This is a genomic window from Piscibacillus sp. B03, assembly GCF_052246295.1.
Lineage (GTDB): Bacteria > Bacillota > Bacilli > Bacillales > Alkalibacillaceae > Piscibacillus.
This window is the reverse complement of sequence record NZ_JBQQCO010000016.1, coordinates 23,724-41,562: the sequence shown is the minus strand read 5'-3', so window position 1 is coordinate 41,562 and position 17,839 is coordinate 23,724. Positions and strand designations below refer to the sequence as shown.

Here is a 17,839-nt window from a genome sequence, read left to right as displayed (position 1 = left end):
CTGGCAAAACCAACAAGGACTTTAGCGAAACCTCGAGTCATTCTGGAGAAACAAACCGTCATTTTAGCGAAACCCAATTCAACATTTATAGAGTCACAATAAAAACCGTTCTAACTTGAGTTAGAACGGTTCCTTTAATTACAGCTCGGACATAGTCCGTATATTTCAAATTTATGATTTTCGATTAAATAGCCCTTAAAATCAACATTTAAAAGATTCATAGGACAAGACTTGATTGCCTTTGTTTTTCCACAAGACTTACAAATAAAATGATGGTGGTGCTCTTCATGACCACACGATAAACGGAAATGTTTCTCTCCGTTTAATTCAGTCGATTCAAGTATATTCAACTCACTAAAAAGATGTAAATTACGATAGATCGTGTCAAAACTAATGCCATCATATTTTTGATTTAAATGATTCAATAAATCATTAGCCGTACGGTATCCATCCTCCTGATTAAAGAAGTTTAAGATATCCTCACGTTTCTCAGTATATTTATAACCTTCATCTTTTAAGATTGATAGAGCTTGATTAAGTTGCATAACCATCATCCTTTTTTTGAGCTCGTGACACCCTCACCTTATTAAAAAGCAATGTGAAGCCTAATAATAAAGCAGAAGTGATTACAATTGTACCACCTGGTGGGATTTCGAAATAATACCCTGTAATAAGTCCAATTATAACAGCAACCTCACCATAAATAATACTATAAAAAATCGTTTGTTTAAAACTTTTTGCTAGTCTCATAGCTGTCGCAACTGGGAGTGTCATTAATGCTGAAACAAGTAATACCCCAACAATTCGAATCGAAGCTGAGATGACTAGTGCCGTCATAAGAATAAAAACAAAGTTAAGTGTCTTAGCTTTAACACCTGAGACAATCGCAAACTCCGAATCAAATGATAAGGCAAATAAATCCCTATAAGTTAAAAAGATAAATATAATAACAATCCATGATATAAATAAAATTAATTTTAAATCATCTCCACTAATAGCAGCAATCGAACCGAATAAATACGTGTAAATATCCGTGTTAATTCCATCTGCTAAAGCAATGAACACAATACTCAAGCCAACACCGACGGATAATATGATTGGAATCGCAATTTCTTGAAAAGCTTTATAAACATCGCGTAAATTTTCAATAATGAGCGCTCCAATAATAGAAAACAGAATACCCGTATGAAATGGGGTGAAGATGAGTAGAGTGTATTTTTTCTGCATTAGTAGTCCAAAAGCTAATCCTGCTAAGGTGACATGTGATAAACCATCTGCAATCATTGATTGGCGTCTAACCACAATGAATGCACCTAGTAAAGGGGCAATTAGGCCGACAAGTAATCCTGTATAAAATGTATTTCTGAGTAGTTCGTATTGAAAAAGTGCTTCTAACAACATCATCGCCCCTTTCTAGTGATTGTGTGTAATCGTATTAATGTTGTGTCCGTAAAGCTTAGAGCGTTGTTCATCTGACATATTTTCAAAATCATTAGGGTTCCCATGGTAGTGAATTGATCGATTTAAACATAATAAATCAGTCACATAAGTGGTAATGGCCCCAATGTCATGTGATACCAAGACAAGTGTAATACCAAGTTCTTGATTTAATTTAGCTAATAGTTGATAGAACTGTTCAACGTTTTGTGAGTCGACCCCAACAGTTGGCTCATCTAAAATTAAAAGTTTCGGTTTGTTAACAATAGCTCTGGCGATGAACACACGCTGCTGTTGTCCACCAGATAAATCTCCAATATTACGGTTCAAATATTGTTCCATGTTCACCTGTTTAAGTGCATCTTTCACAAGTTCAAGATTGTTTTTTTGATTCGGTAAAAGTGGATTCCGATTATTAATAATTCCCATGGATACGACTTCTTTTACAGTAGCAGGAAAACCGCGACCAAAGGAATTAGCTTTTTGAGAAACGTAACTAATTCGCCCTTTATTTTTAAACTTTTGAATAGGTTGACCAAAGGCAGTAATCTGACCGCGCTGTAATTTTTCCACACCAAGTAATAACTTAATTAGCGTTGTTTTACCAGAACCGTTGGGGCCAACAAGCCCAACAAACGATCCTTCTTCAACTTCAAAATTTATATCTTCTAAAACCGGTTGTTGTTCATAACGATGATGAACGTTACCGACCGATAATATTGGGTTAGTCATTTAAATCACCCTTATTGATAAATTTCCTTTAGAACATTTAAGTTCTCAATCATAATATCATAATAGTCTTTCTCATCCTGTACTTCTTCTTCAGTACGCGTGGATAAATTACTTAACTTGTATTGTTTCAAACCAAGTTCATCGGCAATCGTTTGAGCTAATCGGTCATCAGAATTTGTTTCTAAAATCATGTGTTCAATTTGTAACTCATTAATTTGATCAAATAACTGTTGCAATTCTTTTTGAGATGGCTCTTGAGCTGATGAAATCCCTCTGATTGAATACTGCTTAACTGGATAACGTTGTTCAATATAAGAGAATGATTTGTGAGTAACTAAGATATTAATCTCTTGATCAAAACCATTTTGATATTGTTCATCTAAATCTTTCATATTAGTTTTAAAGGCTTCATAGTTTTGTTTAAATGCATCTTCTTGTTCAGGATACATTGTAATTAATTGTTCTAAAACGACATCACCGGCATCAATCATACGAATAGGATCTAACCAGAAATGTGGGTCAAAATCACCGTGATCATGGTCTGCGTGTTCATCTTCAGCATGCTCACCTTCATGTTCCTCATGCTCATTTTCTTCATGTTCAGCGTGGTCATGTTCTTCATGCTCATCTTCTTCATGTTCATGATCTTCTTCATGTTCGCTTTCATGATCGTGCTCATGACTGTCTTCATTTTCATGCTCATGGCTTTCATCTTCATGATCATCTTCATCATGCTCCACAGCATTGACATCAATTTGATCACCTTCATTAAACTCTTCAAATAGCTCTTCATATTCAGCTAGTTTTAAAGTCTCGACGCCTTCACCTTTAACAGATTCCGCCATCGTTTCTGAAAAGCTTTCCATACCTTCACCAATGAAGAAAAAGCCATCAGAAGAAGATAACTCCATCATTGTTTTAGTTGAAGGTTCGTATGAGTGAGCATCAGCTCCAGCTGGTACAATGGTTTCAACGTCTACATAATCTCCAGCAATCTCAGAGACTATGTACTCTATAGGGTAGATAGATGTCACGATTTTTCGATCTTCATCATTGGTTTCAGATTCATTTGTATTGGAACAAGCAAATAAAGTTAATAAACTAATAAATATAACACTAAATAATTTCACTAATTTCATAGGTTTCTCCTCCAAAAATGTTTATCTTTAATGTGCCTTTTATAGTTTATCGTAATGATTACGATTTGTAAATAGGAATGTTTACGATTTGCGAGAAAGTTTTGTTAAGGTTCGTTTTTGGGTATGATGACTATAGATGATTATAGGAGGGATTTAGTATGTTTGATTATACTGTGGCCACAAACAAGTCAGTTGATGAAGCCGTTGAAGCATTAACTAATTCATTAAAGGAAGTGAAGTTCGGAGTATTATGGGACTTTGATGTGAAAGAGACACTACACAATAAGGGTTTTGAAGACTTTACTCAGACATTTAGAATTTTAGAAGTGTGTAACCCGAAAGCAGCAAGTGAAGTATTAGAAATGGAAGAGAAGGTCAGTTACTTCTTACCATGTAAAGTGGTTGTTTATTCAAGTAAGGATGGCGGTACTAAAATTGGCATGCCTAGGCCGACTGTATTAATGGAAAACATTGATCAGAACGACGTAAAAGAATTCGCGAAAGACATAGAGAAGACAATGATTAAAGCCATTGACGAAGCTGCTAAGTAAACATTTCCCTCTAATAAGCTTAACGCTTATAGGGGGGATTTTTGTATTTAACGTTTATTATCTAATTTCGAGTTTTATTATCAAAATGAGAGGTTTATTATCTAAAATGAGAGGTTTATTATCTAATTTCGAGTTTTATTATCTAAAATGAAAGATTTATTATCTAATTTCGAATTTTATTATCTAAAATGAATGTTTTATTATCTAATATTGCAATTTATTATCTAAAATTAAAAATCATGGCGCTGAAAGCTGAAGCCGTGCCTGCGGTAAGCGTCCACCAATGGCGAAGCAAAAACAATATTTAAATCTTATTAGCGACTAGTACAATCCTCATAGTTTTCCCAAAATTTTAATTATCTTTTTTGTCTAAAAAGTGATAAAATAGAAACCGGTTTCACATATAAAGAAAGCAATTGGGGGGAAACATCATGATTGAGAAATTGATGCGTAAATTTTTCTTATTCCTATCTAATAATAAGTTTTTCACAAAACTAGCCAAAAAGTATGGCTTTAAAATGTTCGCTTCACGTTTTGTGGCTGGTGAAACAGTAGAAGAAGCCGCTGATGCAATTCGTGAACTAAATCACAAAAATATGATAGTTACACTCGACCATTTAGGGGAGTTTGTCAACGATGAGCAAGAAGCTCGTGATCGTACAGATGAATGTGTACGAGCTATTGAAACAATTGCCAATCAAAAACTAGATTCACAGCTTTCATTAAAGATGACATCTATGGGGTTAGATATTTCCAAGGAACTAGTTATGGAGAACATGCGTAAAATATTAGAAGCAGGGAAGAAGCATGGTGTCTTCGTAACCATTGATATGGAAGATTACGAGCGTTGTCAGCTCACATTAGATATATTTGAAGAGTTAAAGCAGGAGTACGATGGTCTAGGAACCGTACTTCAGGCTTACCTATATAGAACTGTTGAAGATTTAGAGAAACTCGACCAATATAATCCAAATCTACGTCTAGTAAAAGGGGCTTATAAAGAGTCTCCAAAAGTAGCTTATCCAGATAAAAAAGACGTAGATGAAAACTTTAAAAAGATTATTAAAATGCACTTATTGAATGGTAATTATACAGCTGTCGCAACTCACGATGATGCGATGATTGATTATACAAAAGAATTAGTTAAAGAACATGGAATTTCTAATGATCAATTTGAATTCCAAATGTTATATGGTATTAGACAAGAACTACAAGAGAAGCTAGTTAAAGAAGGGTACACGATGCGCGTTTATGTTCCTTATGGGAATGACTGGTTTGGTTATAACATGAGGCGTTTGGCGGAGAGACCAGCTAACGTAGCATTCGTTTTAAAAGGAATTTTCAAAAAATAATGATAAAGTATTTGCGAAATGTCTGAAAATATTTTATAGTTAAATTAGATGATTATTGGATAGTTTAACCTATCCAATTCTTTTTACGACAAAAATGAATGAGTATTCATTCAAGAATGGGGGAACATGTCATGAACCGTAAAATCAAGCGCGCAGCAGTATTGGGCTCAGGTGTTATGGGTTCTGGTATTGCAGCTCACTTGGCAAACGTTGGAATCCCGACAATTATGTTGGATATCGTGCCTCGTGAACTAACTGAAGCGGAAAAGAAAAAAGGCTTAACGTTAGAAGATGCGGCGGTACGTAATCGTATTGCAGCAAGTAATAAGGAGAAGTTGAAAAAACAAAAGCCATCTCCAATTACGAGTAAGAAAAGCCTAGATTTAATTCAAGTAGGTAACTTTGATGATCATATGGAACAACTTAAAGATGTTGACTGGATTATTGAAGTAGTTGTTGAAAACTTAGATATTAAGAAAAAAGTATATGAACAAGTTGAAGCAAACCGTAAAGAAGGGTCAATCGTATCATCGAATACATCTGGTATTTCGATTAATGCGATGGCAGAAGGTCGTTCAGAAGACTTTAAGAATCATTTCTTAGGAACGCACTTCTTTAACCCACCACGCTACTTAAAACTATTAGAAGTGATTCCAAATAAAGATACGGACCCAGAAGTTCTAGACTTTATGAAAGGCTTTGGTGAAGATGTCTTAGGTAAAGGTGTTGTAGAAGCTAAAGATACGCCAAACTTCATCGCGAACCGTATTGGAACATATGGTTTACTAATCACGGTTAAAGAAATGTTAAAAGGTGGCTACACAATCGGAGAAGTAGACTCAGTCACAGGTCCAATGATTGGTCGTCCGAAAAGTGCCACATTCCGTACATTAGACGTTGTTGGATTAGATACATTTGTTCATGTTGCAAAAAACGTTTACGACAATGTTGAAGGTGAAGAGAAAGAAGCATTTGTCATACCAGAGTTTATGCAGCAAATGAATGAAAAGGGCTGGTTAGGTGCTAAGTCTGGCCAAGGTTTTTTCTTGAAGAAAAAAGGAAAAGACGGAAGTCAAATTCTAGAATTAAACCCTGAAACATTAGAATATGAAGAACGCAAGAAATTGAAAACTCAAGCAACTGAAATGGCAAAACAAGAAAAAGGATCGAAGCGTAAAGTTCGCGCCATTGTCAATGCAAAAGGCGATCGTGCCGGAGATTTAGTGTGGAGCATTTCGAAGCCAACACTGATTTACTCTGCAGAACTTGTTGGTGAAATCGCGGATGACATCAATGCCATTGACGAAGCTATGAAATGGGGCTTCGGTTGGGAACTTGGTCCTTTTGAAATGTGGGATGCGATTGGAGTTCAGCAATCAGTTGAGCGCATGAAAGAAGAAGGCGCTACAGTTCCTGCATGGGTTGAAGAAATGCTTGAAAAAGGCATTGAGACGTTTTATAAAACTGAAAATGGTAAGGTCTACTTCTACCATAACGGTGAATATGTAGAAAAAGAAGTTAACCCTAAAGAAATCAACCTTAAGCTTCATAAGCAAGCAAACGGTGTGATTAAGAAAAACGCTGGTGCTAGCTTAATAGACTTAGGTAATGATGTTGCTTTACTAGAATTCCATTCGCAAAGTAACGCAATTGGATTAGATACGATTCAAATGATCAACCAGTCGCTTGAAGAAGTGAATAAGAACTATAAGGGTCTAGTGATCGGGAACCAAGGTAAGAACTTCTGTGTTGGTGCAAACCTTGGCATGATGTTGATGGAAGCTCAAGACTTCAATTTCCCAGAGCTAGACATGGTGGTTAGACAATTCCAGCAAGCGATGATGAACATTAAATATAACGAAAAACCAGTTGTCGCAGCACCATTCGGTATGACACTAGGTGGCGGTACAGAAGTTTGCTTACCAGCTCATAGTGTTCAGGCTTCACAAGAAACGTACATGGGTCTTGTAGAAGTTGGTGTTGGTCTAATTCCTGGTGGTGGCGGTAACAAAGAATACTACATTCAGCAGTTAAAAGGGCTTCCTGAAGGTGTTGATTTTGACCTTCAAAAAGTTACGAATGATGTATTTGAAAAAATCGCTATGGCGAAGGTTTCAACATCTGCAGCTGAAGCATTTGAGAGCGGTTTACTAGATGAAAGAACAGATAGTATTAGCGTCAACGGAGATCACTTAATCCACGATGCGAAGCAAAAAGTCATCAGCCTACATGATGCTGGATTCACGCCACCGAAACGTGAAAAAGTACCAGTAGTAGGTGAAGCGGGTTATGCAACGATGTTATTAGGTGCTAAAGGTCTTGCAAATAGTGGCTATGCTTCTGAACATGACCTTAAGATTGCTGAAAAACTAGCATTTGTGTTAGCAGGTGGTCGTTTGAAATACGGTACGTTAGTAGATGAAGACTACTTACTAGATTTAGAGCGTGAAGCATTCTTAAGCCTAATTGGTGAAGCAAAAACACAACAACGTATGCAACACATGTTATTAAAAGGAAAACCACTACGTAACTAAGTCGAATGTTCGTTGAAGAGTTAAAACTCTAACAGAAGAGGGGGAACCATTTTGAGAGAAGCAGTAATTGTAGCAGGTGCTAGAACACCTGTAGGTAAAGCGAAAAAAGGAACACTTGCTAACTCACGCCCAGATGATTTAGCAGCGCTTACTGTGAAAGAGACGTTGAAACGAGCTAATAACTATGATGGCCCGATTGATGATGTCATCATGGGTTGTGCAATGCCAGAAGCTGAACAAGGAATGAATATGGCACGTAATATCGCGGGCCTTGCGGGATTACCAAATGATGTTCCTGGTATTACGATTAACCGTTATTGTTCTTCAGGTCTTCAAAGTATCGCTTATGCCGCTGAGCGTATTATGGTTGGCGGAAGTGAAGCGATTATCGCAGGTGGAGCTGAATCCATGAGCTTAATCCCAATGGGAGGTCACGTGATTAAGCCGAACCTTGAGTTAGTCCAAAACGCTCCTGGATACTACATGTCAATGGGTCACACAGCCGAGGAAGTGGCTCAACGCTTTGGCGTATCACGTGATGATCAAGATGCATTTGCGGTACGCAGTCATGAGCGCGCAGCAAAAGCACTTGAAGAAGGTAAGTTCGATGACGAAATCGTTCCAGTTGAAGTGACGAATCGTGAGGTAGGTCCGGATAACAAAGTTAAAGAAACAACCATTATATTAGAGCGTGACGAAGGTGTCCGTGCAGGAACGACAAAAGAGATTCTAGGAAAGTTAAAACCTGCATTTAATGTAAAAGGAAGCGTTACTGCAGGTAACTCATCACAAATGAGTGATGGTGCAGCATCTGTTTTAGTCATGGATCGTGAAAAAGCTGAAAAAGAAGGCTTAACGCCAATCTTAAAATTCCGCTCATTCACCGTTGCAGGTGTAGAGCCTGAAATTATGGGTGTCGGTCCTGTAAAAGCCATACCAAAAGCTGTAGAACAAGCAGGTTTAACACTAGATGACATTGGCTTATTCGAATTAAACGAAGCGTTCGCCTCTCAGTCGTTACAAGTTATTCGTGAGCTTGGCTTAAACGAAGATATTGTTAACGTCAATGGTGGTGCAATTGCTTTAGGTCACCCACTAGGTTGTACGGGTACCAAACTAACCATTTCACTTATGAACGAAATGAAGCGTCGTGATGTGAAATATGGTGTCGTAACAATGTGTATTGGTGGCGGAATGGGCGCTGCTGGAGTATTTGAATTACTTTAATTTCCAAGGGGGATTTTAAAATGAGTGAAACAACTGAAAAAGTATTTAAGGGTGGCGGCTTCTTAGTCGAAGATGTGAAGGCTGAAGATATTTTAACGCCAGAAGATTTTACTGAAGAACATAAAATGATTGCTAGAACTACTGAAGAGTATGTTAAGAATGAAGTTTGGCCAGTCATTGACAATTTAGAAAACCATGAGTTCGATAAATCTGTTGACCTTCTTAAAAAAGCTGGTGAGCTAGGGTTATTAGGTGCAGATGTACCTGAAGAATACGGTGGACTTGAGCTTGATAAGATCGCATCTTCATTAATTACGGAAAAAATGTCATTAGCTGGTGGTTTCTCGATTTCACACGGTGCACACGTGGGAATTGGGTCACTTCCAATCGTATTTTTCGGTAATGAAGAGCAAAAACAAAAATACTTACCAGCATTAGCGACTGGTGAAAAGTTAGCAGCTTATGCGTTAACTGAGCCAGGCTCTGGATCTGACGCATTAGGTGCGAAAACGACTGCTAAGCTAAACGAAGCTGGTACTCACTACGTACTAAATGGTGAAAAGCAATGGATCACAAACTCAGCATTCGCTGATGTGTTCGTTGTTTATGCAAAAATTGATGGCGACAAGTTCACAGCGTTTATCGTTGAGCGTGACTTCCCAGGCGTATCAACAGGTGCTGAAGAGAAGAAAATGGGTATCAAATCATCTTCTACTCGTACATTAATTTTAGAGGATGCTGAAGTACCAGTTGAGAATGTGTTAGGTGAAATTGGCCGTGGACACGTAATTGCATTTAACATCCTAAACGTTGGTCGTTACAAGCTAGCCATCGGTGGTGTTGGTGGTGCCAAGCACGCAATTGAAGTTGCAACAAAATACGCAAATGAACGTAAGCAGTTCAACACACCTATTTCTAAATTCCGTCTAATTCAAGAAAAATTAGCAAGCGTTGCGGCTAATACGTACGCAAATGAAAGTGCTGTTTACCGTACAGTTGGCCTATTTGAGCAACGTCTAGGTGGATTAACGAAAGAACAACAAAATGAAGGAAATGAAGTAGCGAAGAGTATCGCTGAATACGCGATTGAGTGCTCAATGAACAAATACATGGCTACTGAATTATTAGACTTTGCAGTGGATGAAGCAGTACAGATCCACGGTGGTTATGGTTTCATGCAAGAGTATGAAGTTGAGCGTATGTACCGCGATTCTCGTATCAACCGTATCTTTGAAGGTACAAACGAAATCAACCGTATGATCGTTCCTGGCACATTCATGAAGAAAGCTATGAAAGGCGAACTTCCATTATTACAAAAAGCTCAAGGACTACAAGAAGAGCTTATGACAATGATGCCAGAACCAGTTGGCGATGAGCCATTAGAGCAAGAATACTACCTACTTAAAAATGCTAAGAAAATTGGCTTACTAGTAGCAGGTGTTGCGGCTCAGAAATATGGTGAAAAGCTTGAGCAAGAACAAGAATTACTAGTGAACATTGCAGACGTTGCAGCTGAAATCTATAACATGGAATCAGCGATTTTACGTACTCAAAAATCATTAGACAACGTAGGAGTTGAGAAGAGCCAGCAAAAGCTAAGCTTAACTCAAGTTTACGTACAAGAAGCGTTCAACCGCATTGAAGCACACGCGAAAGAGACATTAATCGCAAGTGACGAAGGTGACAGCTTACGCATGATGCTAGGTGCCCTTCGCAAGCTTACTCGTCACGATCCAGTTAACGTGATCGAGAAGAAACGCGACATCGCAGCAGCAATCATCGAAGCAGAAAAATATGTCGTTTAATTGATAAGGAAAACAGCCGGACGCGCCCGGCTGTTTTTTTATGAACAGTCGACAGTCTACACGGGTGTGTGCTTGTAACCTGAAATCTTACGTTCATAAATTGGAATTAACGTTTATAAGAGGTGAAGTTACGTTCAAAAAAGTGAAAAACCCGTTCATAAATAGGGAAAACCCGTTCATAAATAGAGAAAACCCGTTCATAAATAGGGAAAACCCGTTCATAAATAGGGAAAACCCGTTCATAAATAGGGAAAACCCGTTCATAAATGGGGAAAACCCGTTCATAAATGGGGAAAACCCGTTCATAACAGGTAAAAATAAAGCAATAAGCAACGCACTTGGTAGGTTAACCTACTAAAATTGTCACAATTTATAAGCGAACGCACACTGCCCTAATAGGGGTGAGACATTATCTGCAAAATGCTAAATTATCCGAAGAAAGAACTTTTTATGTTAATATAAACTTAGGAGGTGCTTGTATGAGTTTAACAGTCTATCAGTACCCTAAATGTGGGACTTGTCGCAAAGCATTAAAGTGGTTAGATGAAAATGAAGTTGAGTATGAATCAGTACATATTGTGGACAATCCTCCTTCACAGTCGGAATTAAAGGATTTGATCCAGAAAAGTGAACTTCCTGCGAAGAAGTTTTTTAACACATCAGGTAAGAAGTACAGAGAGCTTGGTCTTAAAGACAAATTAAAAGATATGTCTGAAGACGAGATGACAGAGCTACTCGCGACCGATGGAATGTTAATTAAACGCCCGATTGCAACAGATGGCAATAAGGTCACAGTTGGTTTCAAAGAGGAAACTTTTGAACAAACATGGAAATAAGTTGTGTTTGATTGTGTAAATTATCAGTATTTTGTTGTATCATTAATTTTAGATATATGAAAAGTTGGAGGGTTAAAGATATGAGCTTACCGAAAGAATATCGTTATTCTAAAGAACACGAATGGGTAAAAGTTGAAGGAGACAAAGTTAGAATTGGGATTACAGAATTCGCACAAGACGAACTAGGCGACATCGTATTCGTTGAACTACCAGAAGTGGGTGACGAATTAGAATTAGATGAGCCGTTCGGTAGCGTTGAATCTGTAAAGACAGTTTCAGAACTTTACGCTCCAGTATCAGGTAAAATTGTGGAGATTAACGAAGAGCTTGAAGATAGCCCTGAGTTAGTTAATGAATCACCATTTGAAAAAGCATGGATGGTTGTCGTTGAACTTAGCGACGAATCTCAGCTTGAAGATTTAATGGATGCAGACGCATATCAAGAAATGACTGATTCTGAGTAATGTCTAGAAAAGGCTGATCCGTGTTGGGTCGGCTTTTCTTATTTTAGAGTTAAATGACTAGTTTAAATAAAATGGTGGGAATATATATAGTAATTAAGGGAACGTTTAATCGTTCATATTATGGTATAGATGGTGATGACATGGATGAAATGTCGAGAGTGTTAATTGTTGAGGGGAAACAGGATCGTAAGAAAATCCAAAAAATCTTAGACGATGAAGACGTCTTCATACTATGCACATTTGGAACATTAGGCATTGATGCGTTAGAAGAGTTAGTTGACGACTATCATTTATTCGATCGTGATGTTTTTATATTTACTGACACAGATGAACCTGGGGAAAAACTAAGAAAAATGTTAAACCAAGAGTTATCTCATGCGGAAAATATATATATCGATAAAAAATATCGAGAGGTTGAGGATGCTCCTGAGCATGTGTTAGCATCTTTATTGCTATCAGCTAATATGAGAGTTAAAGTGGAGTACTTGAAAGGATTTTAACAGTGATCGAAATCAATCAAAAGCAAGCCTATTTTCTAACACAAAAAAAGGACTATCACATCATTTTTGTGAATAGTCCTTTTTGTGGCACATGCAAGGTAGCCAGGCGCATGTTGGAATACATAGAAGAAACGTTAGGCAAAGAAATCTTCTACGAATTGAATGTAACACTAGCACCTAATTGGGTTCAGGAACATGAAGTTACCAGTGTTCCGTGTTTAATGGTTTTTAAAAAAGGCGATAATCTTGATCGTTTATATACATTCCATTCCGTTCCCTACCTGTTAAAAGAGATGGGGCCATACTTAGTTTAGAGCGCCTCACTTAGCTTATGAATGACTTCAACAAAGTCGGCTTGGTCACCAAAATGGCCGATGATTTCACCTTCACGGTTAATCACAACGGTCGTTGGGACGCCTGTACAATCATATAAGTCATAAATCTCACGCCCTCGATCTTTTAAGACAGGTTGTGTTAAAAATTGGTCTTGATATTTTAACGCTTCTTCATCACCATGTTCACGGTCTGTTACATTAATCGTAACCATTTCAAGCTCATCATTTCGAGATGTTTTGAAAAACTGTTCTTTTTTTGGAAGGTCACGGGCACAATCTGGGCACCATGATACCCAGAAGGTTAATACGACGACTTTTTCGCCAATGACATCTTCTAATCGAAATGTTTCGTCTGGATTATCTAAGTAAGGAAGTTCAAATAATGGTGCTTTCATGGTTGGATCATCCTTTTATAATTTTTTATTGACTTGTCTACATTACTATGCTAACATAATAATCATCGAAAATAACATAACTTAATTTCTTATCCAGAGAGGCGGAGGGACTGGCCCTGCGAAGCCCGGCAACCATTAGGATTTTTCCTAACAGGTGCTAATTCCAGCAATGAGGTTGATCATTGCAAGATAAGGAAAGTGACGACGTATTCGACTCTTTTCTTGTGCTTGCAAGAAAAGAGTTTTTTAATTATTTTAGAAACGATCTGCCAAGATTTTTCACTAAAACGATTGATTTATAAAAATATACAAATAATAACTCTTATCCAGAGAGGTGGAGGGACTGGCCCGACGAAGCCCAGCAACCATCAGGTCAAACCTGACAGGTGCTAATTCCTGCAAAGCGCAAAGCTTTGAGAGATGAGAGAACGGATTGTACCTTTCTGTTCTCTTGTGAATGGAAAGGTATTTTTATTAGTTAAATCATTAATGATTAAAAGGGTTAAAGGGAGATTTATATATGATTACAATCAAAGGATTGTCAAAAGTTTTTAAAACAAAACACCAAGAAGTTAAAGCTGTCGATGATGTTTCAATAAACATTAATAAGGGTGAAATATTCGGGGTTATCGGTTACAGTGGTGCGGGGAAAAGTACATTTATCCGCTTAATCAATCGACTTGAAGAGCCAACAAGTGGTGATGTGGTGATTAATAATACGAACATTACTGACTTAAGCATTGGAAAGTTGCGTCGCGAACGCCAAAAGGTCGGCATGATCTTCCAGCATTTCAACTTACTATGGTCGAGAACGGTTTTTGAAAATATTGCATTTCCTCTTGAAATTGCAGGTATACCGAAAGCAGAACGTCGTGAGAAAGTGCTCGAGCTTATTGAACTTGTTGGATTAAAAGGGCGAGAAAATTCCTACCCTTCTCAACTAAGTGGTGGACAGAAGCAACGTGTTGGAATCGCCCGTGCTTTAGCAAACGACCCTGATGTCCTACTTTGTGATGAAGCAACGTCAGCTTTAGACCCTGAGACAACAGACGATATTTTGGACTTGCTCGTTTCGATTAATAAAAAGCTTAACTTAACGATCATCATGATTACACACGAAATGCATGTCATTCAGAAGATTTGTCATCGCGTGGCTGTAATGGATCAAGGAAAGGTTGTTGAACAAGGGGATGTCTTAAACGTTTTCGTCAAACCACAATCAAAGACGGCAAAACGTTTTGTGCAACAGCTCAGTCCTCTAGAGCATCTACAAGGAGACTTAAAGCGTTTCATTACAAATGACCCGAATACAGAAGTGGTCAAACTCCACTTTATCGGAAATGATGCTAAACGCGCTTTAATCTCTGATGTTATAAGAAAGTTCTCTGTCGACATCAACATATTACAAGGTTCTATATCACCTACTCAAGAAGGGGCTTACGGTACGCTATATGTTGAAATAAGCGGTGAAGAGAAATTAATCACCGAAACGATCGACTACATTCAGTCATCAGGTGTGGAAGTCGAGGTGATTCAAGATGTTAAATGAGTTATTCCCGAATTTAAAAATGGAAGAGATGTGGGTGGCAACCTATGAAACGTTATACATGACGGTGATTTCAGTCATAGGCACGATCATTCTTGGAATCTTATTAGGTTTATTATTATTTTTAACAGAAAAAGGAAACCTTTGGCAGAACTATTTGTTAAATATAATCACAGCCTCGGCTGTTAACATATTCCGAGCCATCCCATTTATCATATTAATTCTATTGTTATTCCCTTTTACTGATTTTTTAATGGGAACGATTAGGGGGCCAAAAGCGGCGTTACCGGCACTAATTATTGGCGCGGCACCATTCTATGCTAGGCTAGTCGAAATTGCTTTTAAAGAAGTTGATAAAGGTGTCATTGAAGCAGCCAAATCAATGGGTGCTAAAACTCATACGATCATTTTTAAAGTACTGCTACCTGAGTCAATGCCAGCCTTAATCTCAGGAATTACGGTTACAGCTATTGCATTAATCAGTTATACGGCAATGGCAGGTGTCATTGGAGCTGGAGGATTAGGTGACCTAGCTTATATGAAAGGGTTCCAACGTAGAGATTTTGATGTTGTGTTTGCGTGTACTATCTTCATTGTCATTATCGTATTTATTTTCCAATTTATTGGAGATACGTTATCTAGAAAACTAGACAAAAGATAAGTTATTAGCAGCAATGAGCTGTTAACTATATAAAAGATTTGAAGGGAGATTTACAAATGAAAAAAATCAATGCATTAATCGTATTAACTTTATTATCCTTAGTATTAGTTGCTTGTGGAACATCGGGTGGTTCTGGAGATGAAGATTCCAATGAGATCACTGTAGGTGCAACTAGTGTTCCGCATGCTGAAGTTTTAGAAGAAGCTAAACCACTTCTTGAAGAGGAAGGTATTACACTAAACATCGAAACGTACCAAGATTATGTTTTACCAAATGAAGATTTAGATAATGGCACGTTAGATGCGAACTATTTTCAACACATTCCTTATTTAGAAGATCAAATTTCTGAGTTTGGTTATGATTTTGCTAACCTTGGTGGTATTCACATCGAGCCAATGGGAATTTATTCTCAAAACATCACAAATATTAATGAAATTGAGGATGGAACAGAAGTCATAATGAGTCGTTCTGTTACTGATCATGGACGTATTTTATCATTACTTCAAGAAAATGATTTAATTAAACTTAATGAAGATGTTGATCCAGTATCAGCGACATTAGAAGATATAGAGGAAAACCCACATAATTTAGAATTTGATGCAAGCATTGAAGCGGGACTACTACCAGAGTTTTATGAGCGTGAAGAAAATGCTTTAGTTGCGATTAACACGAACTATGCCATTGAAGCAGGGTTAGTTCCTGCAGATGATGCAATTATCTTAGAAGGTTCTGAATCACCTTACGTGAACGTTATTGCCGCACGTAGTGAAGATGAGGATAACGAAAACCTACAAAAACTTGTAGAAGTATTACGTTCTGAAGAAATTCAAACGTTTATTGAAGAAAAATATGAAGGCGCAGTTGTCCCAGTTAGTGAATAAAATATAATATTTTGACTATTTGATACTAAGAAAGAGGATTTAATCCAAATTATAAAGGGTAAGGATATGAGTAAGGGTAAACCACTCATATCCTTTTTTATTAAGAAGAATCAGGATATATCGAGTTTTGGTATAAAAATTACCCGTGGTATTATAATATTTGTAAACAAAAGAAAGGATGATTTAGTCATTTTAAACGACAATGAGATTGATCTGACGTACACAAGCGAAATGGAGAAAGCAATGCACCAATCACATGGTGTAGGCTACACGGAGTATGGTCAGAAACTTGAAAAACGTTTGCAAATTGAAAAAGAACGTGAGAAAAATTATAGAGAGAGTCGACGCTTAGTATCAGAAGTCGACCGTCAAATACATCGATAAAATATGAAATGCCCCTTTAATTAACTAAAGGGGCATTTTTCTGTTTTAAGTGAGAATCAGTGAATCACCACAACTAAAAACATCAAAGATGCCTTTTTCGTTTAAATCTGACAAAATTTCTTATATAATGGTATAGGTATGAATCGTGTGGTTATTCTTATTGTAAGTGTTGAATATAAATTGTAAATGTTATAAACTGAGAATGAGAATAAATTGAGAATGACCATCAATTTTTTAATATAGAAAATGGAGGTATTCAAATGGCAGGATCAACTTTAGAAATCAAAGATCTTCATGTCGAAATTGAAGGACAAGAAATCTTAAAAGGAGTTAACTTAACCATTAAAGGTGGAGAGTTCCACGCAGTTATGGGGCCAAACGGTACTGGTAAATCAACATTAGCTAGTGCAATTATGGGACACCCTAAATACGAAATCACTAAAGGTCAAGTTTTATTAGACGGTGAAGACGTATTAGAAATGGAAGTTGACGAACGTGCTCAAGCAGGTTTATTCCTAGCTATGCAGTACCCAAGTGAAATCAGTGGTGTAACAAACTCTGACTTCTTACGTTCTTCTATTAACGCTCAGCGTGAAGAAGGCGATGAAATTCCATTAATGCAATTCATCAAGAAGATGGATGATACAATGGATTACTTAGAAATTGATAAAAACATGGCACAACGTTATCTAAATGAAGGTTTCTCTGGCGGTGAGAAGAAGCGTAACGAAATCCTTCAGTTAATGATGTTAGAGCCGGCAATCGCAATATTAGATGAGATTGACTCTGGTTTAGATATCGACGCATTAAAAGTTGTATCTAAAGGGATCAACAAAATGCGTAACGAAGATTTTGGTTGCTTAATCATTACTCACTATCAACGTCTACTAGACTACATTACTCCAGATAAAGTACACGTTATGATGCAAGGTCGCGTTGTTAAATCTGGTGGCCCGGAATTAGCACAGCGCCTAGAAGCTGAAGGTTATGACTGGATTAAAGAAGAACTAGGAATCGAAGACGAAACTGTAGGCCAAAACGCGTAACTTGAGATAGGAGG

Annotated in this window: 20 protein-coding genes and 2 riboswitches; of the genes, 15 read left to right on the top strand and 5 right to left on the bottom strand. The window is 37.4% G+C overall.

The annotated features are described in order from the left end of the window. Positions 1–134 precede the first annotated feature (134 nt). Genes ACTWQB_RS11635 through ACTWQB_RS11620 form a run of 4 tightly spaced genes read right to left on the bottom strand, consistent with a single transcriptional unit; the run spans position 135 to position 3,308 of the window. Complete coding sequence (locus tag ACTWQB_RS11635) at positions 135–545, bottom strand: Fur family transcriptional regulator (protein ID WP_443139356.1); 411 nt, start codon at positions 543–545, stop codon at positions 135–137. Next, positions 535–1,401 carry a metal ABC transporter permease gene (locus ACTWQB_RS11630; RefSeq protein WP_443139393.1) on the bottom strand — a complete coding sequence of 289 codons (867 nt, stop codon included), beginning with the start codon at positions 1,399–1,401 and terminating at the stop codon, positions 535–537. Before ACTWQB_RS11630 ends, ACTWQB_RS11635 begins: the two co-directional genes overlap by 11 nt. Before the next feature lie 12 nt (positions 1,402–1,413). After that, positions 1,414–2,169, bottom strand: coding sequence for a metal ABC transporter ATP-binding protein (locus ACTWQB_RS11625; RefSeq protein ID WP_443139355.1), 756 nt, complete (start codon positions 2,167–2,169; stop codon positions 1,414–1,416). A gap of 11 nt (positions 2,170–2,180) precedes the next feature. Then, a complete protein-coding gene (locus tag ACTWQB_RS11620; protein WP_443139354.1) occupies positions 2,181–3,308 on the bottom strand; it encodes a metal ABC transporter substrate-binding protein in 1,128 nt (375 codons plus the stop codon). A gap of 158 nt (positions 3,309–3,466) precedes the next feature. Here ACTWQB_RS11620 and ACTWQB_RS11615 point away from each other — a divergent pair, with 158 nt between their 5' ends. The 10 genes from ACTWQB_RS11615 (at position 3,467) to ACTWQB_RS11570 (ending at position 12,891) form a co-directional block, all read left to right on the top strand. Continuing rightward, positions 3,467–3,859: a DUF302 domain-containing protein gene (locus ACTWQB_RS11615; RefSeq protein ID WP_443139353.1), complete on the top strand. Its 393-nt coding sequence runs from the start codon at positions 3,467–3,469 to the stop codon at positions 3,857–3,859. Positions 3,860–4,293: 434 nt separating this feature from the next. Further along, a complete protein-coding gene (locus ACTWQB_RS11610; RefSeq protein ID WP_443139392.1) occupies positions 4,294–5,211 on the top strand; it encodes a proline dehydrogenase family protein in 918 nt (305 codons plus the stop codon). A 131-nt stretch (positions 5,212–5,342) separates the two neighbouring features. Next, positions 5,343–7,745: a 3-hydroxyacyl-CoA dehydrogenase NAD-binding domain-containing protein gene (locus tag ACTWQB_RS11605; RefSeq protein ID WP_443139352.1), complete on the top strand. Its 2,403-nt coding sequence runs from the start codon at positions 5,343–5,345 to the stop codon at positions 7,743–7,745. Between the two features lie 51 nt (positions 7,746–7,796). After that, a complete protein-coding gene (locus ACTWQB_RS11600) occupies positions 7,797–8,972 on the top strand; it encodes an acetyl-CoA C-acetyltransferase (RefSeq protein ID WP_443139351.1) in 1,176 nt (391 codons plus the stop codon). 20 nt (positions 8,973–8,992) lie between these two features. After that, a complete protein-coding gene (locus tag ACTWQB_RS11595) occupies positions 8,993–10,777 on the top strand; it encodes an acyl-CoA dehydrogenase family protein (RefSeq protein WP_443139350.1) in 1,785 nt (594 codons plus the stop codon). 142 nt (positions 10,778–10,919) lie between these two features. Next, on the top strand, positions 10,920–11,135 hold the full coding sequence (locus ACTWQB_RS11590; protein WP_443139349.1) for a hypothetical protein: 216 nt from the start codon (positions 10,920–10,922) through the stop codon (positions 11,133–11,135). A 121-nt stretch (positions 11,136–11,256) separates the two neighbouring features. Next, positions 11,257–11,613, top strand: a complete 357-nt coding sequence (locus ACTWQB_RS11585) for an arsenate reductase family protein (protein WP_443139348.1) — start codon at positions 11,257–11,259, stop codon at positions 11,611–11,613. Positions 11,614–11,693: 80 nt separating this feature from the next. Then, positions 11,694–12,077 carry a glycine cleavage system protein GcvH gene (gene gcvH / locus ACTWQB_RS11580; RefSeq protein ID WP_443139347.1) on the top strand — a complete coding sequence of 128 codons (384 nt, stop codon included), beginning with the start codon at positions 11,694–11,696 and terminating at the stop codon, positions 12,075–12,077. 53 nt (positions 12,078–12,130) lie between these two features. Next, entirely contained in the window at positions 12,131–12,577 is a 447-nt protein-coding gene (locus ACTWQB_RS11575; protein WP_443139346.1) for a toprim domain-containing protein, read from the top strand. Between the two features lie 2 nt (positions 12,578–12,579). Continuing rightward, entirely contained in the window at positions 12,580–12,891 is a 312-nt protein-coding gene (locus ACTWQB_RS11570; protein WP_443139345.1) for a thioredoxin family protein, read from the top strand. On the opposite strand, the gene ACTWQB_RS11565 is transcribed toward ACTWQB_RS11570, so the two are convergent. Continuing rightward, positions 12,888–13,307, bottom strand: a complete 420-nt coding sequence (locus ACTWQB_RS11565; protein ID WP_443139344.1) for a TlpA disulfide reductase family protein — start codon at positions 13,305–13,307, stop codon at positions 12,888–12,890. The two genes, ACTWQB_RS11570 and ACTWQB_RS11565, sit on opposite strands and share 4 nt — an antisense overlap. Before the next feature lie 86 nt (positions 13,308–13,393). Continuing rightward, positions 13,394–13,503: riboswitch (SAM riboswitch) on the top strand. Positions 13,504–13,626: 123 nt separating this feature from the next. Continuing rightward, positions 13,627–13,734, top strand: a riboswitch (SAM riboswitch). Positions 13,735–13,827: 93 nt separating this feature from the next. On the opposite strand from ACTWQB_RS11565, the gene ACTWQB_RS11560 reads away from it, so the two are divergent. The 5 genes from ACTWQB_RS11560 to sufC all read left to right on the top strand — a co-directional run bounded on the left by ACTWQB_RS11560 (position 13,828) and on the right by sufC (position 17,825). Next, positions 13,828–14,856: a methionine ABC transporter ATP-binding protein gene (locus ACTWQB_RS11560; RefSeq protein ID WP_443139343.1), complete on the top strand. Its 1,029-nt coding sequence runs from the start codon at positions 13,828–13,830 to the stop codon at positions 14,854–14,856. After that, the gene (locus tag ACTWQB_RS11555; RefSeq protein ID WP_443139342.1) at positions 14,846–15,514 is read left to right on the top strand and encodes a methionine ABC transporter permease; all 669 of its coding nucleotides are present in this window, start codon (positions 14,846–14,848) and stop codon (positions 15,512–15,514) included. Before ACTWQB_RS11560 ends, ACTWQB_RS11555 begins: the two co-directional genes overlap by 11 nt. A 56-nt stretch (positions 15,515–15,570) precedes the next feature. Continuing rightward, a complete protein-coding gene (locus ACTWQB_RS11550) occupies positions 15,571–16,395 on the top strand; it encodes a MetQ/NlpA family ABC transporter substrate-binding protein (RefSeq protein WP_443139341.1) in 825 nt (274 codons plus the stop codon). A 66-nt stretch (positions 16,396–16,461) separates the two neighbouring features. Beyond that, positions 16,462–16,779, top strand: coding sequence for a hypothetical protein (locus ACTWQB_RS11545; RefSeq protein ID WP_443139340.1), 318 nt, complete (start codon positions 16,462–16,464; stop codon positions 16,777–16,779). Between the two features lie 260 nt (positions 16,780–17,039). Next, complete coding sequence (gene sufC / locus ACTWQB_RS11540) at positions 17,040–17,825, top strand: Fe-S cluster assembly ATPase SufC (protein WP_443139339.1); 786 nt, start codon at positions 17,040–17,042, stop codon at positions 17,823–17,825. Positions 17,826–17,839: the final 14 nt, after the last annotated feature.